Origin of the sequence: Metabacillus sp. cB07, from assembly GCF_016839225.1 — a bacterium.
Classification (GTDB): domain Bacteria; phylum Bacillota; class Bacilli; order Bacillales; family Bacillaceae; genus Bacillus_P; species Bacillus_P indicus.
Genome location: NZ_CP069296.1, coordinates 3776666 through 3803565, shown reverse-complemented (window position 1 = coordinate 3803565; position 26900 = coordinate 3776666). Strand labels below are relative to the sequence as shown.

Annotated in this window: 15 protein-coding genes; all 15 read left to right on the top strand. The window is 44.4% G+C overall.

Annotation, left to right across the window (positions count from 1 at the left end; all coding sequences use genetic code 11):
- The first annotated feature begins 92 nt into the window (after nt 1-92).
- The 15 genes from JOJ89_RS19430 (at nt 93) to wecB (ending at nt 26812) form a co-directional block, all read left to right on the top strand.
- Entirely contained in the window at nt 93-4727 is a 4635-nt protein-coding gene (locus JOJ89_RS19430; RefSeq protein ID WP_242524637.1) for a cell wall-binding repeat-containing protein, read from the top strand.
- A 363-nt stretch (nt 4728-5090) separates the two neighbouring features.
- Nucleotides 5091-7199 carry a cell wall-binding repeat-containing protein gene (locus JOJ89_RS19425; RefSeq protein ID WP_203289077.1) on the top strand — a complete coding sequence of 703 codons (2109 nt, stop codon included), beginning with the start codon at nt 5091-5093 and terminating at the stop codon, nt 7197-7199.
- Between the two features lie 61 nt (nt 7200-7260).
- Nucleotides 7261-8022, top strand: coding sequence for a hypothetical protein (locus JOJ89_RS19420; RefSeq protein WP_203289076.1), 762 nt, complete (start codon nt 7261-7263; stop codon nt 8020-8022).
- 48 nt (nt 8023-8070) lie between these two features.
- Nucleotides 8071-10305, top strand: a complete 2235-nt coding sequence (locus tag JOJ89_RS19415) for a SpoIID/LytB domain-containing protein (protein WP_203289075.1) — start codon at nt 8071-8073, stop codon at nt 10303-10305.
- Nucleotides 10306-11151: 846 nt separating this feature from the next.
- Complete coding sequence (gene galU, locus JOJ89_RS19410) at nt 11152-12027, top strand: UTP--glucose-1-phosphate uridylyltransferase GalU (protein WP_203289074.1); 876 nt, start codon at nt 11152-11154, stop codon at nt 12025-12027.
- A gap of 15 nt (nt 12028-12042) precedes the next feature.
- A complete protein-coding gene (locus tag JOJ89_RS19405; protein WP_203289073.1) occupies nt 12043-13350 on the top strand; it encodes a UDP-glucose dehydrogenase family protein in 1308 nt (435 codons plus the stop codon).
- 130 nt (nt 13351-13480) lie between these two features.
- Entirely contained in the window at nt 13481-15229 is a 1749-nt protein-coding gene (locus tag JOJ89_RS19400; protein ID WP_203289072.1) for an N-acetylmuramoyl-L-alanine amidase, read from the top strand.
- A gap of 177 nt (nt 15230-15406) precedes the next feature.
- Nucleotides 15407-16405, top strand: coding sequence for a class I SAM-dependent methyltransferase (locus JOJ89_RS19395; protein ID WP_203289071.1), 999 nt, complete (start codon nt 15407-15409; stop codon nt 16403-16405).
- On the top strand, nt 16405-19095 hold the full coding sequence (locus JOJ89_RS19390; RefSeq protein ID WP_203289070.1) for a glycosyltransferase: 2691 nt from the start codon (nt 16405-16407) through the stop codon (nt 19093-19095). Before JOJ89_RS19395 ends, JOJ89_RS19390 begins: the two co-directional genes overlap by 1 nt.
- 40 nt (nt 19096-19135) lie before the next feature.
- The gene (locus JOJ89_RS19385) at nt 19136-20776 is read left to right on the top strand and encodes a glycosyltransferase family 4 protein (protein ID WP_203289069.1); all 1641 of its coding nucleotides are present in this window, start codon (nt 19136-19138) and stop codon (nt 20774-20776) included.
- A gap of 78 nt (nt 20777-20854) precedes the next feature.
- Nucleotides 20855-22114, top strand: coding sequence for a nucleotide sugar dehydrogenase (locus JOJ89_RS19380; protein ID WP_203289068.1), 1260 nt, complete (start codon nt 20855-20857; stop codon nt 22112-22114).
- 690 nt (nt 22115-22804) lie between these two features.
- Entirely contained in the window at nt 22805-23584 is a 780-nt protein-coding gene (locus JOJ89_RS19375) for an ABC transporter permease (RefSeq protein ID WP_203289067.1), read from the top strand.
- Complete coding sequence (locus tag JOJ89_RS19370) at nt 23585-24316, top strand: ABC transporter ATP-binding protein (RefSeq protein WP_203289066.1); 732 nt, start codon at nt 23585-23587, stop codon at nt 24314-24316.
- Nucleotides 24316-25530, top strand: coding sequence for a glycosyltransferase (locus JOJ89_RS19365; RefSeq protein ID WP_203289065.1), 1215 nt, complete (start codon nt 24316-24318; stop codon nt 25528-25530). Before JOJ89_RS19370 ends, JOJ89_RS19365 begins: the two co-directional genes overlap by 1 nt.
- A 136-nt stretch (nt 25531-25666) precedes the next feature.
- A complete protein-coding gene (gene wecB, locus JOJ89_RS19360) occupies nt 25667-26812 on the top strand; it encodes a non-hydrolyzing UDP-N-acetylglucosamine 2-epimerase (protein ID WP_203289064.1) in 1146 nt (381 codons plus the stop codon).
- The last annotated feature ends 88 nt before the right edge of the window (nt 26813-26900 follow it).

Below are 26900 nucleotides of genomic sequence, written 5' to 3'. Positions count from 1 at the left end.
AAGAGAGTAAATATATTCTATCTATGTAAAAGGAGGGATAAATTAGAAGTTTTTGAGAATTGCGAGGCTAATTTACTAGGGGGGTCAAGTAGTTGAAAGTTAAGCTGAAAAGATCGTTATTTTTAATGTTCGCTTTCTTGCTGGTTTTCTCAAATGCTGTTATGGCAGCTGGTCCGACGGTTCAAAAAGGGAACGCCAATACCGAAGTACAGAAAAATTTCGGCAAGCAGACACTTAAAAATCCTGACACAGGAAAACAGTATAAGAGTTCAGATAAAGTACGTGTAATTGTCGAAGTAGAAGGCGAACCTGCAATTACATATGCAACAAAACAAGGGAAGAAATTTGATGCTCTGCCTAAGGCTAAACAAGATGAGCTGAAAGCTAATGCTCTTAAAGAGCAAAAAGCTGTCAAAAATCAAATTGCTTCCAAAAATCTTGGAATGAAATTCGAACAGGAATTTACAACAGTCGTCAACGGTTTCTCCGGAGAAGTTGAATACGGCAAGATTGCTCTCATTGAGAAGCTGACTGGTGTAAATAATGTAACGATTGCTCATGAATACGAGCGTCCAAAAGCAAAGCCTGATATGAAGTACAGTAAAGAACTGGTTGAAGCACGCGAGTCATGGGACCTTGGCTATGACGGAGAAGGCATGATCGTCGGAATCATCGACACAGGTCTTGATCCAAGTCATAAAGACATGATTTTAAGCGAAGATACAGTTCCTGCACTTTCTGAAGGTGCTGTTAATGACGCTAAATCAGAGCTTGGCCTTCCGGGCAAGTTCTATACAGCAAAAGTGCCATATGGCTACAACTATATGGATGAAAACGAAGAGATCCTTGACCTTGGACCTGGGGCTTCCATGCATGGCATGCATGTTGGCGGAACAGTAGGGGCAAATGGTGATGAAGATAACGGCGGCTTAAAAGGCGTGGCTCCTGAAGCGCAGCTGTTAGCTCTTAAAGTTTTCGGAAATGATCCAGAAATGCCTTCTACATGGGGCGATATTTATATTAAAGCAATTGATGATGCGATTGGTCTTGGTGCAGATGTACTGAACATGAGCTTAGGCTCAACAGCATCGTTTGTACTTCCTGAAGATCCTGAGCAGATGGCCATTGCAAGAGCTGTTGAAAATGGCGTCGTTATGGCTGTTTCAGCCGGTAACTCTGCTCATTTAGGAAATGGCTGGGCAAATCCGTATGCAAGTAATCCTGACGTTGGAGTAGTAGGAGCTCCTGGTCTGTCTTACGATTCTCTCCAGGTCGCTTCACTTGAAAACTCAACAATTGAACTTGATGCAATGAAAGTTGATGTTGATGGTGCTGCATTTGGCTCGATCGGATACCAAAAGCAGGACGGACCTAAATTCCTTGATAAATTTAAAGGACAAAAGCTTGAAATTGTTTATGTAGGCGATGGTCAGCCTGCAGGCTATGAAGGAAAAGATGTTAAAGGGAAAGTTGTATTTGTTGTTCGGACTGGAAGCTATTTCTATACAAATATCCAGAAAACAGCTGAAGCACAGGGTGCTGCAGGTGTCATCATCCGCGGATTGCCTGCACACGGCGATTACGTGAATATGGCTCTCGATAAGCCGGTTATTCCGCTTGTGTCACTAAGTGTTGCTGATGGAAACGCTCTTGAAGAGCAGGCGAAAGCAGGCAAAAAGCTTGAAGTGACATTCGGTGATGACAAAGTAGCGGCTCCAAATGCGGAAGCCGGAAAAATGTCAGCCTTCACTTCATGGGGTGTAACGCCTAACCTTGATTTCAAACCTGAAATTACGGCACCGGGCGGTAAAATTCTTTCTACGTTCCAGGACAACCAGTACGGTATCATGAGCGGAACATCCATGGCTGCTCCTCACGTTGCCGGCGGATCTGCAATTGTCCTTGAGAAAGTGGACGAGCTGTTTGATCTTGATGGCGCAGATCGCGTACAAATGGCGAAGAATATTCTTATGAATACGTCTCAGCCAGTAATGGATAAGGGACTTGTGAATGATGCATTCGGATGGGAAGTTCCGTATTCTCCTCGCCGTCAGGGTGCAGGATTAATGAAACTTTACTCAGCGCTTAACACTCCTGCTGTAGTAACGGAATCAAAAACAGGCGAAGGCAAAGTAGCTCTTAAAGAAGTTGGCGATCAAGTGGAATTTACTCTTGATATTAAAAACTTCAGTGAGCAGGCCGTTTCTTATGATGTGAAAGCTAATGTTCAAACAGATTTCGCAAACGGCGGATCTCTTGGATACAATTACGACGAACTTGAAGCTCAGGAACTGATTGACGCGGTAATCAAAGTAAACGGCGAAGAAACAGCAAAAGTTGATCTTGCTGCCGGTGAAACGAAAACTGTAAAAGTTACTCTTGATACTTCAAACGCTAAAGTTTTAGGCGATGACTTCGAAACACCGGTATCTGTAAAAGATGTCTTTAAAAACGGATATTTTGTAGAAGGATTTGTCACATTCTCGGCTGAAGGTCTGTCACAGCTTACTGTTCCTTATGTCGGCTTTAATGGCGACTGGGGCAAAGCGCCAATCCTTGATGCAATGAATTTTGACACAGAGAACGAAACGTTCTATGGAGCTGCAGGTGTTGTAGCACGTGCAGGCCAGAGCTTCAACTACCTAGGGTATGACGCATTCAACAGCGAAATGCCGTTTGATGCACGTAAAATCGCTATTTCACCTAATGGTGATGGAAGCCAGGATGAGATCATTCCTGTTCTGTCCTTCCTGAGAAATGCGAAAGAAGTGAAATTCAACGTTCTTGACGAGAACAAAAATCAGCTGCGTGCAATCCGCACAGAGCTTGAAGTCCGCAAGCATTATTATGACGGCGGCTCAGGTGCAACGTACTCATTAAATCCTGCTGCACAGTGGGATGGAAAAGTGAAAAATGCTCTTGTCAAAGACGGACAGTATTACTATGAAATCGCTGCAACAGTGGATTTCCCAGGTAAAGCTCCTCAAAAAGTACACGTGCCTGTTATCGTAGACACGGTTCAGCCGGAATTGAAAGCTGAATTCAGCGAAGATACAGTCACATTTGAAGGATCAGATGACCGTTCAGGTCTTGCATACTTTGATGTCCTTGTTAACGGCGAGTCTGTTGTCGGCAAAGATAAAGACGGCAACCCGCTGACTCTTGCGCCAACAACAAAAGAATTCAAGATTGCAGATCTTAAAGCCGGTTCAACTGTAACGGTTCTTGCAGCAGACAATGCAGGAAACACATCTGCTAAAGAATTCAAAGGCGTGAATGACGGAACCATTCCTTCAATCATTGCTGAGCTTCCTGAAGCACTTGGAACGTATGCAACGAGCGAAGTGCCTGTAAAGGGCTATATCACAGATGAGTCAAAAGTGACGAACTTTACAGTTGCAGGCAAACCGGTTGAATTAACTTGGAATGCTGAATTAAAACGCTATGAGTTTGCTACAACGCTTACTCTTGAAGACGGCTACCACAGCGTGACTATTGCCGGAGAAGACGAAGCAGGAAACAAAATTTCCTTCATCAAACGCTTCTTCGTTGATACAACAGCTCCAACCGTAACAGTTGAAGCACCATCTTCTGTAAGTGCAGCAACTGAAAAAGTAACGCTTAAATCAACAGTATCAGATAATTTCGAAGAGCTTCGTGTAGCAGTTGACGGAGATGAAGTTTTCGTTAACTTGCTGAAAGAGCCATACGGAATGAACAAAATCACGAAAACGCTAAGCACGGATGTTGCCCTTCAGCCTGGAGAAAACACATTCATGGTTGAAGCAACTGACCTTGCAGGACACAAAACAGTAAAAGAAGTAAAAGTATACCGCGGAGATGACAAAGTCAGCCGCATCAGCGGAAAGAACCGCTATGAGACAGCTGCAGCCATCAGTGGCGAGGGCTGGGAAAGCTCTGAGCTGGTCTTCCTTGCAAAAGGACAGGACTTTGCAGATGCTCTAGCAGGTGTTCCTCTTGCAGCTCAATATGACGCTCCAATTTTACTGACAGATTCAAAAGGTTTGTCAGGTGCTACAAAAGCAGAACTTGACAGACTTGGTGCAGAAACTGTTGTCATCCTTGGAGGAACAGGCGCTGTATCACAGGCTGTAGAAGATCAGCTTAAGAAGCTTGGCTATGATGTTGACCGTATTGCAGGTAAAGACCGCTGGACAACGGCAGCTGCTATTGCAGAAGAAGTAGCTCCAGATGGATCTGAAGATGCAGTCGTAGTCAATGGCACAAGCTTTGCAGATGCTCTTGCAGTAGCTTCTTATGCAGGACAATACGGCATGCCGGTTGTTCTGTCACAAAAAGATAAGCTTCCTGGTGCATCAAGCAAAGTTCTTAAAGAGCTTGGTGTTAAAAACACATTGGCAGTCGGCGGACCAGTTGCCCTTGCTGACAGTGTAGTGAAAAACCTTCCTGGTGCTGAGAGAATCTACGGCAAAGACCGTTATGCAACAAGCGTGAAGCTTGCTGAATTCTTCGAGCCGGAATTAGACGTTGTTTATGCAGCTACAGGTCTTAACTTCGCTGATGCATTAGCAGGCGGAGCCCTTGCAGCTAAGCATGAAAGCGGAGTAATCTTAGTCGGCAAATCATTGTCTTCAGATGTACGTAAATTCTTTGGAGAAAATGAAATCGGCCAAGTTAAAGTATTCGGCGGTGAAACTGCCGTTTCAAATGACGTGCTTGCTGAAATTAACAAGCTTGTACGCTAAGAAATAAGAAAGAGCTGCCGGATTTAAGAATCCGGCAGCTTTTTTTTGCTTGTTTTTCTTGGTGAAATACAAGGGTGGGGAAAACATGACAAAATTAACTGCGTCCAGCTCCAGCGCCTAAATCCTCAGTCAGAACAAATCCGACGAAAAAGGCGGGAACCAGACTTTTCCATCGGATTCTTATCTGCCAATCGGATCTAACCAAGCCGCTTGCGCTTTTGATCTTATGACAAAAGTAACAGGATCCAATTAGCAGATTTCCCTATTTCTCTTTCAATCTCCAAAAATGATAAAAATGTCAGAAAGCGGGTGTTATAATAGGAGAGTAGTAGCGAAAATTGCAGAATTAAAGGAGAGTGAACGATGAACAGCAAGTCATGGGTGCTTGGCATCCTTCTATTTGTCATGCTATTTTTGGCCCCGAACACCGGTTTTGCAGAAAAAGTGCTGGTGATTGATCCGGGACATGGAGGCAAATTCAGCGGCACATGTGGCCTGACCGGGAATACGACCGGCTTTTGTGAAAAAAACGCCAATCTGATTGTCTCTCAAAAAGTAAGAGATTTGCTTAAGACAAGCGGCATTAAAGTCTACCTCACGCGAGACAAGGATATGGAATTTGCTCCATACCTGAAAAAAGCGGACGGAAGCACTGACGGCGGGGATTTTGACATCCGAATGAGAACCGCCAATTCATTTGCAAGCGGAAACAACGATAACAGTGTCTTTATCTCTCTCCATCATAATGCACATCCAAGCAATCCATATGTAAAAGGCTATGAAACCTATTTCTACAATGGTGTTGATCATGCAAAGGAAGAGTATCCTCACGATCCGATGCAGATCAAGTACTTGGCAGACAACCGCAGACTGGCGAATGAAATTCATCCGACAGTGCTTGCGAAGCTTGGATCCATCGACAGAGGCATTGCGGATGATCAGAGCTTTTACGTGATCCGGAATGCACAGATGCCTGCAGTCCTTGTAGAAATGGGCTTCATGACAAATCGTGAAGAAGAAGCGCGCATCAAAACAGCTGATTTCCAGAATAAAGCTGCACAGGCGCTTGCTTCGTCCGTCGTCAATTACTTCAAAGTCTTTGAAGTCTATGACATCAGCAGCAATAAAAAGCTTTACACATCAAAATCAAAAGATCAGGCCCTTACATACGCGAAAAAACAATCAAAACCGGTCAGAGTTTTTGACAAAAATGCTCAAAAAGATATCTATAAAACAACGGCTCTCTATGAAGTGCATCACCGTACCGTAGGCAAACTGGGAGATTTCTATACCTCACCGGATGCCATGGAGTATGCACAGAGCTACCGCAATACAAGACTGGTCTATAAAAGTACAGGATTTACACTATGGTCTAATTTCCTTCCTGCTAAATACGAACTATACGTAAGCGGCACGAAGAAAGGAAGCTACGTAGACTTTGAACATGCGCGCTATATTGCAGAGAAGAATGCTCCGAATGCAAGAGTCATTAATAAAGTTTCGGGTGAAATCGTCTTTACAAATATCGCAAACGACAAAGTGACAAGAAAGCTTCCTGTCACAAAGCTTGTCGGGGATGACCGCTACAAGACAGCCATCAGCGTGTCACGTAAAATGTACCCTGCAGGTTTTGCAGACAGCAAGCCTGACAAAACGATTCTTATTGCAACAGGCACAGAGTATGCGGACGCTCTTTCTGCCGGACCGCTCTCACGCAAACACGGCGCAGCACCGATTCTTTTAGTTAAGGGAACCTCGCTTGGGACGGACACCGTAAATGAAATCAGCCGCCTTAAAGCGAAAAAAGCGATTATTCTCGGAGGAGAAGTCGCGGTTTCAAAAGGCATTGAAACACAGCTGCAATCGATGAAACTTTCGACACAGCGAATCAGCGGAACAAACCGCTTTGAAACGAACCAGAAAATTTTAACGGAAGTCGGAAATGTTGACGGATACTTCATTGCTTCAGGCAGAAACTATCCTGATGCATTAGGAGCAGCACCTATTGCAGCCCAGAAGAATTGGGCCATCATGCTCTCAGATACAAAGTCACTTCCAAGTGCATCAAGTGCAAAGCTGAAAGGTAAACAGGCACTTATTGTCGGCGGAACGAGCGTGCTGACATCTGCGGTTGATACGCAGGTGAAAAACGCAGGACCGTCAAGCTACACGCGATTAGCCGGGAAAAACCGGTATGAAACGCTCGCTAAAGTATTATGGAAATTCGATTCCAGTTTAAACTCGGATTCTATCATGGTATCAACAGGAGCGAACTTCCCGGATGCGCTGGCAGCAGCACCGCTTTCCATCGTGACGAAAGCACCGCTGATTTTGACAGGCCCGACGATCAACCGTCCGCTTGAAACCTATATTATGGAATACGGCGGCAAGCACCACATGAAGGAAATGACGCTGGTAGGCGGGGCAGTCCCTGCTGAAATGACCAGTGAGATCTTCAACAGAATCAGATAATAGAAAAGATTCGGGCTTGAAGTCATATGCCCGGATCTTTTTTAGATAAGGAATGATAAATATGAAAAAATGGATGTTTATTTTAGGTTTGACTCTTATAGTTGCAGCCGGCTGTTCCGAAGAGCCGGAAGAAGCTGTACAAGAGCAGGAATCAGAAGCTCCGGTTCAGGACGAAAAACCTGCGGCAGAACCAGAAAAAGAGAGCAAGCCATCTGAAGACACTGAGCCAACAGATCAGGAAAAGGAAGAAAAAGAGAAAGAAGAAACCAATGAAAGTTCTAAAGAAATGCCAGGAAATTCCGATAAACAGAAAGAGAGCAAGAATAGTTCGGACGGTCCTTACAAGGCCTACCGTCCTAAGACCGGAGCAACCAAGCAATTTGAGGAACAGGGGACCGTTTTGCTGACGGAGACAATCACCGCAGCAAACGATGACTATGTTCAGATTGCTCTGAGATTAGGAGATTCAACAACTACCCAGATCTATAAGTGGACAGGCTCTGAAATGACTCTCGTCTATGAGGACAGAGAGCTTCAGGATCACACGGCGGACCTGCTTGATACATTTGAACCGAATATGAATGAAAAGCTGCTCGGTGAAGGTGCTGACTGGAAGCTGCTTGATTCTTCTGCAGCGGTTGAAACACCATACGGAAAAATCGAAAACGCGGTTGTCATTCAGAAAACATCAAATGAGGTAGTGGGAGAAGAAACGATTTTCACCAGGTATTATGCGCCCGGCCTTGGACTTGTAAAAGAAGATTTTGAACTTACAGGCGAAAATGGGTATAAGGGTGAGTCAAGTCTGTCCTCTGTTGAATAAACTAGTAATTCTATAAGCTCTCAATCTATTATTGCGGAGGAATTACTGTTGAATAAGGTTTTTATGTCAATTGTTGCGTTAACACTCTTCTTTTTGTTTTCAGAAGAAAATGCGTTCGCTGCTTCTGGTAATCCTTCAGAAGTCTCTGTCAGCCTGAAAAACTATGTCGGAAAAGCAAAGGAAGTTACGGTCACAGTTGACGGTGAATATATGCTGTCAGGGGAATCCGGCATTCTTTTGAAAAAAGGCAGTACGTATAAAGTGAAAAATGAAAACGGAGTGCTGGTGCTTTACAACGGAAGCGCTAAAGCGAAAACTCTCGGCAGCTCAGGCGCCTTTCATCCGGTGAAGTATGGAACGGACAATGTGATCAGTATTAACGGCCGTCCATATTTGGGCACGATGAAGTTTAGCGTTGAAAACAGCGTCTATGTGCGCCCTGTGAATCAGCTTCCGCTTGAGGATTACCTGAAAGGCGTCGTGCCGGGAGAAATGTTTCCAAGCTGGCCTGTTGAATCCCTGAAGGCGCAGAGTATAGCAGCCAGAACGTTTGCCCTGAAAAGAATCAATCAGACAATAGACGATACCGTCAGCTTTCAAAAATACGAGGGCTATATCTGGTCAGCTTCAGCTTATGGCAACACGAATACAGCTGTAAACCGTACGAAAGGCCAGGTTCTAGAAGCGGACGGCAAGCTTATTGACGCTACTTACAGCTCAAGCAACGGTGGCCGGACGGAAAACAATGCCAATGTATGGACGTCGGGAACGCCTTTATCCTATCTTCCTGCAAAAAAAGATCCTTTTGATCCGGTGAACAGCTGGACAGTCGCTGTAAACGAAGTCCAGATCAACCCTGCATCACTGAACCTTGCAAATCCGGGATCATGGTGGACAACTGTAAAAGAAAAAGATGAAAAATACGCAGCAGCCATAAAAACCTGGCTGAAGACAGATAAAAATTATACAGGCAAAGACCTTAAGATTGTAAATGTGAAAAACCTTGCAGTATCAAGTGAAAAGACAAGCGGCGACCGGAGAAAAACGGGCAGCTACCGTCTTGAATTCTATGTGAAAAATGCAAATGGCACCTATCAGATGAAAGATGGAAAAATTGCGACGGTCGTTAAAGAAGGCATTAACGTCAATATTTCTATCCTCCGTTCAATGTTTGGAACAACGAATTTCAAAAGCCATCTCATTGACTCGCTTACATTTGAAAAAGGCATCTATACGTTCAGCGGACGCGGATATGGACATGGCGTCGGCATGAGCCAGTATGGAGCCAAAGCCATGGCGGATCAAAGCAAGAATTACATGGAGATCACGGATTTCTATTATCCGGGAACGAATTATGATAACTACATTCATAATGTTATAGAAGAAATAGAAGGCGCAACCCGATATGAAACAAGTTCGGAAATCGCCAAATTTGGCTGGTCCACTGCAAAAACAGTCTTCATTGGCAGAGGAGACAATCCTGTTGATGCTTTGACTGGGAGTGTGCTTGCAAAAAAATTCAATGCTCCGCTGCTTTTGACAAACCCGAATCAACTACCAGATTCAGTCAGACAGACATTGAATACGTTTGATCCGACTGCCATTATCATTCTTGGCGGTACAAATGCTGTATCCGCAGCAGTTGAATCAGAATTAAGGAACATCGCACCGGCGGTTGAACGCATCAGCGGTTCTGAACGCTATGAAACGGCAGCCATGGTCGCAAGGCAGGTCGGACACTCAGGTGAAATTTTCATCACATCCGACAGCAGCGATTCACCTGATGCATTGTCCATTGCCTCTTATGCGGCAGCCGAGCAGATTCCAATTCTTTTTGCCAAAAAAGATGCCGTGCCAAAGGCTGTCTCTGATTATATAAAAGACAGCGGAGTGCGCAAAGTGACTGTTATTGGCGGAGATGTCGCTGTGTCTGCCAAAGTGTTTGCTGACCTTGAGAGACTTGTCGGTAATGGAAATGTCGATCGTGTGGACGGCAAAGACCGATACGAAACGAGCATCAATATCGTGAAGAAATATAACCTTGATACCCGTAAAATCTTCTTTGCACAGGGAACTGAATTCATTGATGCTCTTCCGGGCTCAGTGCTTGCAGCCAACACAAGATCGCCGATCATCCTTGTTGACCAGGATTCTGTTCCGACGCCAGTATCAAGCTATATTTACGATAACATGACATTTATTCCGCACATTCACTACCTGGGCGGAAAAGGTGCAATCACTGCCCAAAACCGAATCAGCCTGCAAAACTGGTTTTTGCAGTAGGTTATTCAGCTGGCTCTCTATAGGAGGGCCGGTTTTTTTATGTTTGCGGGATGGTGTGTGAGGCAGGTTCCTTTAGTCCTTGCTGCGCTGCTAAAAGCAAAATGCCCAACTGCGTTTAGAGAAAGAGTGGGGACGGCGGCTTGATTTTTTTATGACACTTTGCCGGTGAGGGAGCGAGTGGAAAGTGTTGTAAAGAGGTTTTAGTAGCACTTTGTGGTTGAGCGAGTGGTTGAAAAGTGTAGTAGGCGGGTTTTAGCAACACTTTGTGGTTGAGAGAGCGGGTTGAAGGTGTTGTAAACGGGCTTTAGTAACACTTTGTAGTTGAGAGAGAGGTTGAGAAGTGTTGTAAACATTTTAGCAGGACTGGCCGATTCCGCATTTCGGCATTGTCCAGCTCCGCCTCCCAGCCCTTCCGTCAGAACAAAATCCCCCCAAAAGTCAAAACCGGACTTTTAGGGTGATTTCTTTTCTGACTGTCAGGGCTAAACGGTCGGCTCCGCTTTTCGCGTTGTCCAGCTCCATCGCCCAACTCCTCGGCCAGAACGGCTCCGCCGCAAAAAGCAAAACCGGCTTTTTCCGTCGGATCCTTTTCTGTCCTTCGGAGCTAACCGGGTGATTCCGCATTTCGAATTGTCCAGCTCCATCAGCCAACTCCTCTGTCAGAACAAAATCCCCCAAAAAGTCAAACCCGGACTTTTCGGGTGATTTCTTATCTGCCTATCGGAGCTAAACGGCTGATTCCGCTTTTCTGTTTCAAACTTTCATAAAACATTAAAGGAATCAATCCTCCCGGTGTTGTACTATTATAGGAGAGACTCTATACGACATTACCGGGGGGATTTTGACATGCGAGTGAGGAAAGCGATTATTCCGGCGGCTGGGCTTGGTACGAGGTTTTTGCCGGCTACGAAGGCACAGCCGAAAGAGATGCTGCCGATTGTGGATAAGCCGACGATTCAGTACATTATTGAAGAGGCGGTTGCGTCCGGGATTGAAGATATTCTGATTGTTTCGGGCCGCGGGAAGCGTGCCATTGAGGATCATTTTGATAAATCGTATGAACTTGAAGAGACGCTTGTGAAGAAAGAGAAATGGGATTTGCTCAGCAAGGTTCAGGGTATTTCTGAGCTTGCGAACATTCATTATATCCGCCAGAAAGAGCCGCTTGGTCTTGGGCATGCTATTTATTGTGCTAGACGTTTTATCGGCAATGAGCCGTTTGCTGTTATGCTCGGGGATGACATTGTCCAGTCTGATGTGCCTTGCCTGAAGCAGCTGATTGACGTGTACGATCAGTTCCAGAGCACTGTCATCGGCGTACAAAAGGTCAAGCCTGAAGACGTGTCTAAATACGGAATCGTCAGTTATAATCAAAACGAAAAGAAAGCCGATAACGTGTACAAAGTACGGGACTTGGTTGAAAAGCCAAAGCGTGAAGAAGCTCCTTCGAATACAGCGATTCTCGGAAGGTATATCCTTCGTCCCGAGATTTTCGAGATACTCGGCAATTTAAAGCCGGGTTCAGGAGGAGAAATTCAGCTGACAGATGCGCTGAAAGAGCTATCCCAAAAAGAAGAGGTAACGGCGTATCATTTTGTCGGCAAGCGCTATGATGTGGGAGATAAGCTTGGTTTTATCCAGGCTACGATTGATTTTGCGATGGATAACGAAGAGCTCAGAGATGATATTATAAAATATATCAAAAGCAAAGTTTCAAACTAGAAAGGTAGGATTCTTTTGAGAGTATCAGTAGCCGGAACAGGATATGTAGGACTGGTTACAGGGGTGTGCCTTGCAGAAATCGGGCACCGCGTAACGTGTGTTGACATTGACGAACAGAAAATTGCCAAGCTGACTCAGGGGATTTCACCTATCTATGAACCTGGTTTAGAAGAGCTGATGAAGAAAAATCATGAGGCTGGCCGCCTTGATTTTTCAACTGATTCAGCACAGGCTTACGGCGAGAGCGACGTGATTTTCATCGCTGTTGGAACACCAGAGAATGAAGATGGCTCAGCCAATCTTACATATGTAAACGCCGCAGCGGAGCAAATCGCGAAACAGCTGAAAAAGGATGTCGTGGTCGCAGTGAAAAGCACCGTTCCGGTCGGGACAAATGAACACGTGCTGAAAGTGATCAATAAGCATAAGCCTCTCGCCGTTGGAGTCGAGATTGTTTCCAACCCTGAATTTTTAAGGGAAGGGTCAGCCATTCATGATACATTTCATGGAGACCGCATTGTCGTCGGTTCAGAAACGGTACCCGCCGGTGACCTGCTAGAAGAACTTTACAAGCCTCTTGGCATTCCTGTCGTCCGGACTGATATCCGGAGTGCAGAGATGATTAAGTATGCTGCCAATGCGTTTCTGGCCACGAAAATCAGCTTTATCAACGAAATTGCGAACATCTGCGAGAAGCTTGGGGCGGATATTGAGGATGTGGCTGAAGGCATTGGAAAAGATGCGCGTATCGGGCCGCAGTTTTTAAAGGCAGGCATTGGGTACGGCGGCTCCTGTTTTCCGAAGGATACGAAAGCCCTTGTTCAGCTTGCGGGAAATGTGCAGCACCAGTTTGATCTGCTAGATTCGGTTATTTCCGTCAACAACCGCCAGCCGCTGAAGCTGATTGAATCTGCCAAAAAGCATTTGGGCAGTCTCTCTGGTAAAAAAGTGGCCCTTCTTGGTCTTGCTTTTAAGCCGAATACAGATGATGTGCGGGAAGCGGCATCTCTGGTACTTGCCAAAGAGCTTGTTAAACAGGGGGCGGATGTTTCAGGCTATGATCCAATTGCAGCAGAAGAGGCCCGTAAAGTCCTCGGAGATTCCATCACTTACTGTGACTCCGTCTCAGAAGCGATTGAAGGGGCTGACGCAGCATTTATTGTGACAGAGTGGGACTCCATCACTTCTTATCCGATGGATCTTTACCGTGAAAAAATGAAGCGGCCGCTGCTCTTTGACGGCAGAAACATTTACAGTCTCCGAGATATTCCGGACTGGATGACTTATATATCAGTAGGAAGAAAAGAAATAGTGCGTGCATGACTGCCCTCAAATTTGAGGGCTATTTTTTTGGGAATTTTTCTAAAGTTTTCCCAGTTGGATGCGATATATAAAAGGAGTGGACTGTACGGAAAAAAGTCCCAGCATCAAACAACCGGGAGGAAAAAATAGAATGAAAAAGCTTTTAGCCAGCATGCTGGCCGTTTTACTGCTGACTGCTGGAGTCTTTCAGGCGATGCCGGTTCAACAGACAGAAGCAGCTGCCGCCTTTACGTATTATGCGAAAAATGACTTTCAAACACGGACGGGTCCTGGCGATCATTATGCCAAAGCGTTACATGTTCCATTTCAGACTGCCTTTGCTGTAAAACCCGGCGCCATCAAGAACGGCTGGGCAAAAATTCAGCTGAACGGCAAAACGCTTTATGCTAAATCATCTTTTATTACAAACAAAAAGCCGGCAAAAATCTATTTCAGCTACTATACAAAAGAACCGGTGAGTTTTTACGCAGGAAGAGGGACTCATACGAAACGCTACGGCTCGATTGCGGAAGATGCGATCATCAAAGTCGGAAAAGGAACGGTATTAAATGGCTGGGTGGAAATTCTGCACAACGGAAAAACCTATTATGCGGACTATTCCAAGCTGACATCCAAGGCTCCAGTCTACTTTACCTATTATGCGGTGAAAGATTTCACTCTATATAATGAAAGAAATACGGTCACACCGAAAAGAACGATATCATTAGACTCTGCAGTAAAAGTGAAAAAAGGCAGCGTGCAAAACGGGTGGAGCCGAATTGAGTACAATGGCGTAAAAGGATATGCCCCATACAGCAGCATTGCAAGCAAGCCTGCTGCGGCTGTTTATTTTACGTATTATGCCAATAAAAATACAGGTATTTACAATTCACACAACACATCTTCAGGCAAGCTTGCCTCCCTGGTTCTAAATGATCAGATGAAAATTAAAAAAGGCAGCATTTCAAACGGATGGGCTGTGACGTCTTTTAATGGAAAAGATGCCTATGTGCCATCGGCTGATATTGTGAACAAGCCTGTACCTGTTGAAGTGAAAGACCTTACTTATTATGTGAGGGAGGAATTAAATCTTCGCTCTCAAAAAACAACTGTTTCAAGAATTATCCTGACGATTCCTCAAGGAAATCAAGTGGAAATCCTGGATCCTGAAGAACTGAAGGAAGAATGGATTTCTGTCAGATACAGCGGGAAAACAGGGTTTGTGAAGACGAGCTACCTGACTCTTGAACCACAACCTAAAGAAACAGCTCTTTCAAAAACAATCGTCCTGGATCCTGGTCATGGGGGAAAAGACCCTGGTGCCATCGGCAATGGCCTCCAGGAAAAAGAGGTTGTGCTTGATGTCGGAAAGATTGCTTCTGAAAAGCTGAAAAAGCTTGGCTATAATGTTTACATGACAAGAGCGGATGATACGTTCCTCTCTCTTAATGAACGGACAGACTTTACTTATACAAAGAATGCAGGTGTTTTTGTAAGTCTTCACATGAATGCAAGCACAGCTTCGTCTGCAAATGGTACAGAAACCTATGCTACAAACGGTTCGAATGCAAGTGCAGCTGTATCAGCAAACAGTTCTAAAGCAAGTAATACCTTCACGACTTCTTCTCTTACACAAGGTGAGAAGGATGACAGCGCAAAGCTTGCGGAATTTATTCAGGCAAGATTAATCAAGGCACTCGGCACAAGAGACAGAAGCACAAAAAAAGCAGAGTTTTACGTGATTGACAAAAACTACACAAGATCCGTCCTCGTGGAAATGGGCTTTATTTCTCACTCCGGTGATGCGGCCATTTTCAAAACATACGACGGCAAAAACAAAGCTGCAGAAGCCATCACACAGGGCGTAAACGATTTCTACCTGTGGAAGAACGGCAAGTGAAACAAAAAGACCTGAAACACGTGATCCGCGGTTTCAGGTTTTTTTATGGTTGTTAACGAAAGACTATATTCGATATAATAAGTAGGTCCTTGCAGAATACGTCGAAAAATTATGCAAAAACTACATATAGAACTTATACAAATTACGTTAAGCCATTAGCTAATTGGAGGAGTTTTTTTGAGTAAAAATATCATAGATCGCGTCAATGAAGCTTATTATGGAGCTTTAGGAACGGATTTCAGCAAAAAAACGAGAGAACGCATCAACTGGATTGTGACACGTGTTAGTGGAAACAAGGTCCTCGATATCGGCTGTTCACAAGGTATTAATGCCATCCTCCTCGGACGGGAAGGCAAAAAAGTAGATGGAATCGATATCTCCCGGGAATCAATCGATTACGCCATTAAAGAGCTTGGCAAGGAGCATCCGTCTGTTCAAGCTTCTGTCACATTCAAAGTGTCGAATTTTATGACAGATGTCGAAATTGAAAAGGATTATGATACGATCCTTCTGACAGAGGTGCTTGAGCATATCAGCGATCCTGAGGCCTTCCTTAAGAAAACACTGGCTCATCTTAAGCCGGGCGGCAGACTGATTGTGACCGTTCCGTTTGGCATAAATGATTTTATCGACCATAAACGTACGTACTATTACTCATTATTGGCAGAACAAATCGGCACTCATTTTAAAATTGAGTCCTTCGATTATTTAGGAAGATGGTCAGGCGTTGTCTGCACAGCCTCTCCTGAAGAAAATCTGCCTTTTTATACAAAAGAGAATCTGCAGAAGCTTGAACAGGGCTTTTACGCCCTGGAAAGGGATTATATGCAGCGCATCGGAACGCTTGCAGGTCAGACTGCAAAGCAGGAAAAAGAACTTAAAGAACTTCGGCAGCCAAAAGAATCTGGCGACATGCTGTATGAAGAGCTTAAAGCACAGATTGCTAAGCAGGAGGAATATATCCGCCAGCTGCAGATTGAAACGGTGGAGCTTTTGAACCGAGAAGAAGATGCACTGAAAGCAGCTCTTGCAGCTGTTAATAAAATAGAAGATGCGAACCGAAAAACATCCTACATCGAGCACCGCTATAATGTCCTTAAAAAATCCCGATTTGGCAGAGTTCAGCTGAAGTACTGGGCATTGAAGAAAAAACTAGCCGGAAGAGGTAAGAAATAATGCTTAAAGTGGAAATACTCAAACGTTTAGAGAAAGTCCGACTAACTAGAGCAAAGAAAATGGGGTATGACATCGAAGAGGAGCATGTACGGAAAAATGAAAAGCCCCTCTACGATAAAGGCATCAGCGTTATTATCCCAACCTATAAAGGTGAAAAAGTCATAAAGAAATGCCTGACTTCATTGGCTGATCAGACAATTGATCATTCCCTGTTTGAAGTGATCATTGTCATTAACGGCGAAAAAGACAATACAGAAGAGATGATTGGACAGATTGCTCTTGAAAGAAACATGTCCAATATCCGTGTTGTGACTATGGACGAGGCAGGAGCATCAATTGCCCGCAATAAGGGGATTTCGCTTGCATCACGCGAATATGTCACGTTCCTTGACGATGACGATTATTTTTCTGCCAACTTCCTTGAGGAAATGTACAAGCAGGCAAAGCCTGATACAGCTGTCATTTCTCAAATTTACAACGTTGAGCCGGACGGAAGTATTCAATCTTCCAATCCAATCAACCGCCAGATTTTAAAGTCCGTCATCAGCAAACAAAGTCCGTATATGAAGCTTCACACAGTTCTGACCATTAATGCGTGCAAGCTGATCCCGACTTTATATGTTCAAAAGTATAAATTTGATGAAAGCCTGAAAAGCGGGGAAGACGTCGTCTTTTTCACAGAGCTTTTCGTTAAAAATGACCTTAATTTCGCGGTTGCTTCATTAACTAAAAAAGCGGTTTACTACCGGACGCTCAGGGAGAACTCTATTTCCCGCCAGGCAATGACGTTTAATTTTAATGTTGAACAGCGTGCAGACTGCATCGAGAAAATGAATGAGCTGCTCGTTCCCGATCTGCCTTTTGAAAAGCGCGACTTTATCGAAAGAAAGATCAATGCACAGGTCTCGTTCATTGTGAAATACTATGAAGAGCATAAAGATGAGTATGACCGCATTATGAAGGAGATCTCATCAAGAAGACCGACTTACTTCCCGTACCATCTGCTGAACAAGGACCGCGTTGAGCAGCTGGTTGTTTCATACTGCTTCCCTCCTTATAACGACACAGCCGGTAACGTGATGGCGAAGCGTATGAGACAGGCAGGCAAGGTCTCAGATGTCATCTACAATACGATGGACAAAGTCCGGACAAAAAATGCATCCCTGAACCAAATGGTGGATGATTTAATTCATACAAGACTTCCGATCAATTCGCCTTCAAGCTTCTCGCATTGGGCACATATCAAAACGTTTGTTGACATGGGAATGAAGGGTGCCAATGAATTGGTCGAGAAAAACGGCGTTCATAAGCAGGTATTCAGCCGTGCGATGTGGGCAGCCTCCCATTTCCTTGCGTATGAGTACAAAAAGAAATACCCTCAGACAAAATGGATCGCTGAATTTTCCGATCCATTGATCTATGACATCGAGGCAAAAAAGCGTCTGGTTGATATTACCGATCAGGGGTATTTAAAGCAGCTTGAAGCCGATGTGAAAAAAGCAGGGTTTCCGTCTCCAAACGATGCAAGTCTTTTCGTATGGTGTGAATACCTTCCGTATATTTTTGCAGATGAACTGATTTTCACAAACAAAAATCAGTATCAGTACATGATGGATATGTTCCCGATTGAGGAAATCAAGCCGATCATTAAGCAGAAAGTTGTCATCGAGCCGCATCCGACATTGCCGGAAAGTTATTACCATATGGAGGAATTCGATTATCCGCTACTATCGGAAGACCATGTGAACGTTGCTTATTTTGGAAACTTCTACAGCAAGCGGAACCTGAACGACTTGTTCTCAGGTTTAAAAGAAGCGCACGAGGATACTCAGCGCAAAGTCCTGATCCATGTTTTTACGGCTAAACCGACAGAGCTTGAAGATCAGCTTAAAAACGATCCGCTTGAGGACTCCATTATTGTCAACGGGTTTGTCGATTTCTACACGTTCCTGAACCTTTGTACAAAGTTCGACTGCCTGGTTGTCAATGACTCAACAACGAAAGACAACAAGCCGATTAATCCTTACTTGCCGTCTAAACTTAGCGACTACAAAGGAAGCGGCACGGACATTTGGGGCGTTTACGAAGAAGGCAGTATTCTCGGTCAAAGTGAAGGCATTACTTATTTGTCTCCGCTAAATGATGCAAGAGCTGCAGGAACTGTTTTTGACAAGATGGTTGCGAAGAAATTTTCCGGAAAGAAAGCACGAAAAGTGGAAAAAGCACTAATCACTCCGGCTAAACCGGCAGAACGTTCAGCTGGTCTTGCCAAAACCGCTGCTCCTGACACAGTATTTGAAAAGAGCTGGGTCAAAAAGCAGGAAACCGAACTTCAGCATACAGCAGGCACAGATCAAGAAGAGCTTGAGAGACTAAGCCGTCTTGCCGACCGCCTGATTCAGGATAAGAAAGAAATGGAGCAGGAATTTAAGACCATCCTGACAGCTATTGCAGATGATGTGGAGTCAAGAGAGAACCTTGGCGAGCTGATCAGCAAACAGGAAGCTGCAGGACTGAAAACATCCGGCATCTCTCCTGAAATGATTTCAGCAGGCCAGGAACAGCAGAAAAAGCTTCTTGAGGAAAAAGAGCGTACCATCAGCGAGCTGCAGACAAAATTGACAAAACTGCAAAATTCCAAACTTGGAAAATTACAGTTGAAATATTGGGGACTAAAACGCAGAAAATAAAGGTATGTCTCATATTTTTCAATTGACGGGAGGGGACATCATGCTGAAAGAGCCGGTTAAAAAAATCACTTTTTTTGATAAATGGCCGAAAGATACAAAGAAAAGCTTTGATGTTCAGATTGACGGAGGCGCACAGCTGGACATCAAGATTGCCCAGCTGATAAAAGACGCAGGTCCGATCATTCTTTATTATAATAAAGGCAATAGAGTTGACCGCAGTCTGAACCCAGGCTATACGTATATCGCAAGAATTGACGGTACAGTAAACAGCGGAGTTCAGGTGCAGCAGGTCATTGTCGGGTATGACAGAAATGACAACAAGGTATATGTTCAGTACAATCCTCTTGGAAGTGAAATGAATTTAAGCTTCCCTGCGAATGTGGCGAGCTATTCCATCGGGATCAGACTTTCAGGATCAGGAGAAGCAGCTATAACAGATTTTTCTGTTTCAGCGTACAACGTACCGACTTCAGAAAGTCAGAAAGAGCTGTTTCTAAGACATCCTGAAACGGATTACCTGATTGTTACGAATGTTTACCCTGAGAAAAACACGTATTACCAGAACATGTTTGTTCATAAACGCGTGCTCGGGTACAGGGAAAATGGCATCAATTGTGCCATCTACCGTTTAAACACATCTCCGGCAAGCATCGCTCACTACGTTTATGAAGGTGTGCCCGTCTATATTGGCGGAGAGGATGCGCTGACAAACCTTTTAAATGCAAAGCCATATAAGAAAGTGATGTTTCACTTTATCAATGAAAGAATGTACCGTGCTGTCCGCAAGTCAAATGCGAGATACACGCCAAAGCTTGTATGGGTGCACGGTTTCGAGACAACAAAATGGTACCGCCGCTGGTTCAACTTTTACCAGAGCACGAAAGAAATCCGCAATAGCCTTGAGTATGCGAAGCGCAATCAGGCGCAGCTTGATTTCATGGCAGATCTTTACACCACGGAAGATGACGACATAAAATTCATCTTCGTTTCGAAATGGTACAAAGAGAACGTTGCTGAAAAAGATACAAACACCATCATCAAAAATTACAGCATCATTCATAACTCCATTGATGACGAGCTGTTTGATTATGTAGAAAAAACAGAAGAGCAGCGGAAACGCATTTTAACGATTCGCCCGTTTGCTTCAAGAACGTATGCAAACGACCTGACCGTCAAAGCAATTCTTGCCCTGAAGGACAAGCCATTCTTTGATGATCTGACCTTTGATATTTTCGGCCAGGGTCCTTTATGGAATGAAACCGTCGAGCCGCTTAAAGGGATTCCGAACGTTCATCTGCATAATTACTTCTTGTCCCAGAAAGAAATTGCCGAGCAGCATAAATCCCACGGCGTCTTTTTGAGTCCATCCCGTATGGATTCCCAAGGGGTTTCACTTGGCGAAGCAATGTCAAGCGGACTTGTGCCGGTAACATCAGCCGTTTATGCCATCCCTGAATTTATTGATGATTCGTGCGGCTTCCTTTCAAAAGGGGAAGATTACATGGGTCTTGCAGAAGCTATTGAATATCTTTACTACAATCCAAAAGCATTCCTGCAAAAATCAGAGGAAGCTGCGCATATCGTCAGGTTCCAGTGCGGCAAGCATAAAATGATTCAGGCGGAACTGAACGAAATTAAAGAAAAAAAGGAAGAAAAAGTTCTCTTGGAGCAGGGCAGCTGAAATCATTGACACCATGTTTTCTAAGCTGTAATGTGGTATGAGGGAAATTTTTGAACAACCAACTGGAGGAGAATTCACATGAAGATCGCAACACTAGGTCTTGGTTATATCGGACTGCCGACTTCTATTATGTTTGCAAAGCATGGCGTTGACGTGCTAGGCGTAGATGTCCAGCAGCATGTTGTTGATTCATTAAACCAAGGCAAAATTCACATCGAAGAGCCTGGACTTCAGGAAGCGCTTGAAGAAGTTATGGCTTCCGGCAAATTCAAAGCATCAACACAGCCTGAAAAAGCAGACGTATTCATTATTGCCGTTCCAACTCCAAATAAAGACGATCAATATAAATCTGTAGATTTAAAATACGTATTAAGCGCTACTGAAATGATGATTCCTTACCTTGAAAAGGGCAATACAGTCATCGTAGAATCAACAATCGCGCCCCGTACAACAGACGACCATGTAAAACCTTTGCTTGAGAAGCATGGCTTTACAATCGGCGAAGACATTTTCCTTGTGCATTGCCCAGAGCGAGTACTTCCTGGACAAATTATGCATGAACTTATTCACAACAACCGCATCATCGGCGGTGTGACAGAAGCATGTAAAGAAGCCGGAGCAAAAGTGTACAGCACATTTGTTGAAGGCGAACTGATCCTGACGGATGCTAAAACAGCTGAAATGTCCAAGCTTATGGAAAACACATTCCGCGACGTCAACATTTCACTTGCAAATGAGCTTGTGAAAATTTGTACGGAGCTTGACATCAATGCTCTTGACGTTATTGAAATGGCCAACAAGCATCCGCGTGTAAACCTTCACCACCCTGGACCGGGCGTTGGCGGACACTGTCTTGCCGTTGACCCGTACTTCATCGTGGCGGAAGCTCCAGAGCAGGCTAAATTGATCTATCAGGCGCGCGACATCAACGTTTCTATGCCTTCCTTTGTTGTAGAAAACGTATCTAAAATGCTTGGCGGCCTTGACGACAAGAAAATTACAGTCTTCGGATTAACATACAAAGGCAACGTCGATGACATCCGTGAAAGTCCTGCAATGGACATCTACCAGCAGCTTAAAATTGCCGGTGCAAACGAAGTCATCGCATACGACCCGCATGTTCAAAAAGACTGGGTAGAAAAAGACATCAAAAAAGCAACAGAGCAATCAGACCTTGTCCTTGTTCTGACAGACCATAACGAATTCAAAGCACTTGATGCTTCTGACTTCGCAAGCATGAATACAAAACGCATCTTTGACACGAAAAACATCGTAAAGAACTGCCCTGAAGAGATCACATACATCAACTTCGGCAACCTTTACAAATTCGTTAAGTAAGAAAAAAGACGAAATGGGGACCATATTAGTTTATGGTCTTTTTTTATTCCGGAGGCTGAGTACCGGCAGCGCTTTTCGGGTAAACCCTTCAAAGGGGCTGAATAGAGGGAAAGCGGGGATACTGGTGGTAAGAAGAGGTACTGGATGTTTTAAGTTCACTCACCATTTATTTATAAAGAAATAACACTCCAGTGAATTGGAGCGGAAGGCACTTGACTCTTGTCCAGCTGCAGCGCCCAACTCCTCTGTCAGAACAAAATCCCCCAAAAAGTCAAACCCGGACTTTTCGGGTGATTTCTTATCTGACTGCCGGAGCAAAACGGGCGCTTCCGCTTTTCTAAGGGATGAAGAGGGAACGGGAGACCCCGCAGGCTGGCCGAGGAGGCTCCCGACCTCCCCGCGGAAAGCAAGTGACTGGAGCGGAATGGAACGGGTACAAGTATGGACCAGTCGCCTCCGCTTTTCGGTATTGTCTAGCTCCAGCGCTCAACTCCTCGGCCAGAACAAACTGCCCCAAAAAGTCAAAACCGGACTTTTCGGGTCAGTTCTTATCTGTCTGTTGGAGCTAAACGAGCGCTTCCGCTTTTCGGTGTGTCAAAACCTTTACAAATCCCTCTAAAACTTGAAAGGTCTTTGGACTAGGTATATTATTAGGAAGGTGCAACATTTTGTGAGTTAGGAGAACATCTTATGCTACTTGATACATTTAAGGCCATTAAATCCAACAAAGACCTGATCTATCACTTGACTGCTTCTGACTTTAAAGCGAACAATTCAAGAACGTATTTCGGTTTTTTATGGTGGATCCTTGATCCAATTTTTTATATGGCAATCTTTTATTTACTGGTCGTGGTTATTCTTGACCGTGGTACGCCAAACTACCCGATCATTATCTTCACAGGGCTTATTCCTTTAAAATTCGTTACAGCTGCACTTGTTGATGGAACGAACTCGATTTCATCCAAAGGGAATATTCTGCAGCAGGTGTATGTGCCCAAAATTATTTTCGTTGTTGTGCGGCTGCTTGTAAACTGCATTAAGTTTTTAATCAGTGCCGTCGTGCTTATCTTGTTTTTGGTTATTTTTGGAACAGAGTTTTCATGGTATGTTCTCTTATTTCCGCTGATTTTTATTATTAATGCATTCTGCCTGCTTGGCGTTATGATTTTCCTTGCACACTTAGGTGTTTTTATTCGGGATGTTAAAAATATGATGCAGTATATTTCCCGTGTTTTACTTTATTTATCACCCGTTTTATTTGAAATGAGCACAGTGCCGGACAAGCTTGTTCCGCTGCTCTATCTGAATCCTTTTACAACGATATTGGAATCCTATAGAGACGTGCTGATTTACGGCAGAGCGCCTGAGTGGATTCCGCTCCTTATATTAACGGTTGTTTCTCTTGTAATCCTGTATTTCGGAATTCGTTTGCTGAACAAAAATGAAAAAGAATATGCTAAGGTGATTTAATTGACTGATACTATAATCGAAGTTGAAGATCTTTGGGTTTCTTATCCGGAATTTACGGAGAAGCCGTTAAAGAAATTATTGAATATGCATAAGCAAGATGATCGTTTCTGGGCTCTGAAGGGCCTTAATTTCGAAGTGAAAAAAGGCGAGGTTTTAGGTGTCATCGGACGAAACGGTTCGGGTAAGAGTACGCTGTTGAAGCTGCTCAGCGGATTGATTTCGCCTGACAAAGGCACATTTAACATCAAGGATGACGAGCATCCGGTTCTTCTTTCTCTCGGAGCGGGCTTCCAGCCTGAGCTTCCTGGAATCGAGAATATCTATTTAAATGGACTGCTTCTTGGCCATAAAAAGAAGCAGATTGATGAAAAGATCGATGACATTATTGAGTTTTCCGAGCTTGGCGATTTTATTTACAAGCCTGTCCGCACCTATTCGGCGGGGATGAAATCGAGACTTGCTTTTGCTACGGCGATTTCGCTTGATCCTGAAATTCTTCTGATCGACGAAGTACTTGGAGTTGGAGACACAGCTTTCCAGCAAAAGTGCCGAAATGCCATCATGGAGAAAATCAAGCAGGACAGAACCGTTATCTTAGTCACACACTCATCAAACCTTGTAAGAGCCATCTGCGACCGCGTCGTCTGGATTCACCTCGGCGAGCAGAAAGCAGTCGGCGAAACAGGGCCGATCGTCAAAGAATACGATGAGTTCATGAAACAGGCAAAATAATGAACATCCTCATGCTGCTGTATAAGGATATTCCTTATGATGCCAGAGTGAAGAGGGAGGCACTTGCGCTTGCGGAAGCAGGACACAGCGTTTATCTTGCCTGCGTCCGCGAGTTCCAGGAGCCAGACCCTTTTCTACATAAAAATATTCATTTAATGCGTCTCAGTATTTCTGTTAAAAGCATGAAGGCTGCTATGTCGGGAGCAAATTCTGGACAGACGCCGAAACGGTCCGGTCTGAAACGTGCAGTTGTACGTGCTGCCAGACTGCCTTTAGTCAAAATACTTAAAGATTACATGGCGTATTATGAGTTTTATAAAAAAGTAAAAAGCAAAGTGGGAGACCTTAAAATAGATGCTGTTCACTGCCATGACCTGAATACGCTCTGGCAGGGCAGCATGCTTGCTAAGGATTTCTCAGCCAAGCTGATTTATGATGCCCATGAAATTTTCAATGAAATGGCTGGGAGAAACGGTCTCGACCGCTTCACCGGCTATAAGATGGAAAAGCATCTTTTTCAAAAAATAGACAGGCTTGTGACGGTAAATCCGTACTTGAGAGATTATTTGTTTGAACGCAACGGGGAAAAGCCTTGCGTGCTCATTCAAAACATTCCGCTTTTTTCTGAAGACATGCTTGCCGGCAATAAGGCGATTGACTGGAATTATACCTTTGGGGAAGATGATATAGTACTGCTCTATCAGGGCGGTTTTTCTCCATACCGCGGCCTTGATCTGATTGTAAAGACAATGGCTGAGCTGCCTGAGAGCTTTAAGCTTGTGATGATCGGCTCCGGCATACTGAAAGAGGAGCTTAAGAATCTCGCTGCATCTCTCGGCTTATCTGACCGTGTGTTTTTTCATGATCAGGTGCCGTCGGAGGATCTCTTCTATTACACTCAGAAGGCGGACATTGGCCTTGTGATGTATGAGAAGGTTTCAAAAAACAACTATTACTCCACACCGAACAAAATGTTTGAGTATCTGCAGGCCGGCGTTCCTGCTGTTTCCTCCAACCATCCCGGCAAATCGGTCGTAATCGATGAGTACAAAACGGGCGTGCTTGCTGAAGAAACAACAGAGGGCATCAAGACTGGGATCATGGAAGTGAAGAATAACTACACGTACTACCGGCAAAACTGCCTGCAGGCAAGAAGAGTTTTAAACTGGGAAGCAGAAAGCAAAAAGCTTGTTGAAATGTATAAGAATCTGTGATGCGGTTTTAAAAACCGCATCTTTTTTGAAAGACCTGAAATATTATTGAAGGCAAATCTTAATACTATAGAAAACAACTCTATTACTGGTTAATGATATAATCATCCTAATTGATTGAAAAAGGAGTTTAGACTATATGGACCGCAAATTAAAAGTCATGACAATCTTCGGGACAAGACCGGAAGCGATTAAAATGGCCCCGCTTGTACTGGAGCTTGAAAAATATCCGGATGAAATCGATTCGATCGTAACTGTAACTGCCCAGCACCGTCAAATGCTTGATCAGGTTCTGGAATTGTTTGAAGTCAAACCGGATCACGACCTGAACATTATGAAAGACCGCCAGACTCTGACCGGCGTTACGACAAAGGCACTTGAAGGTCTTGATGAAGTCATGAAAGAAGTGAAGCCTGACCTTGTTCTTGTGCACGGCGACACAACTACTACGTTTGTCGCAAGCTTAGCGGCGTTCTACAACCAGATTGCGGTAGGACACGTTGAAGCCGGCCTCAGAACGTGGAATAAGTATTCTCCGTTCCCTGAAGAAGTAAACCGCCAGATCACAGGCGTTATTGCTGATCTTCATTTCGCGCCGACAAACAAAGCAGAGCACAACCTGCTTCAGGAAAATAAGAATGGCGAAACGATTTACATAACTGGAAACACAGCGATTGATGCACTGAAAACAACGGTAAAAGAAGATTACACGCATGAGGTCCTTGAAAAAGTGGGTTCTGACCGCATGATTCTTTTAACGGCACACAGACGGGAAAATCTCGGTCAGCCGATGAGAAATATGTTCCGTGCGATTAAACGCCTGATTACGGAGCATGAAGATGTTCAGGTTGTATACCCTGTTCACTTAAATCCTGCCGTGCGTGAAGTGGCGGATGAGGTGCTTGGAAATGACCCTCGCATTCACCTGATTGAACCGCTTGGCGTCTACGATTTCCATAACTTCGCAGCTAAAGCACACATCATTTTGACAGATTCAGGCGGTGTGCAGGAGGAAGCTCCTTCACTTGGAGTCCCTGTCCTTGTCCTGCGTGACACAACTGAGCGCCCTGAAGGAATTGAAGCAGGCACTCTGAAGCTTGCAGGTACAGAGGAAGAAACCATTTATCAGCTTGCCTATGAGCTGCTGAACGATAAAGAGCGCTATGAGGCGATGTCTAAGGCATCCAACCCATATGGCGACGGTGAAGCTTCAAGACGAATTGTGGAAGCGATTCTGCATCATTTCGAGAAGCGCAGCGATAAGCCTGTTCCATTTGAAGTGTAAAAATCAAAAGACCTGATGCTGCGGCATCAGGTCTTTTTCTGCTTTTTGGAAGCGGATGTAAATATTCAAGTAAGGAAGAAAATTTGGC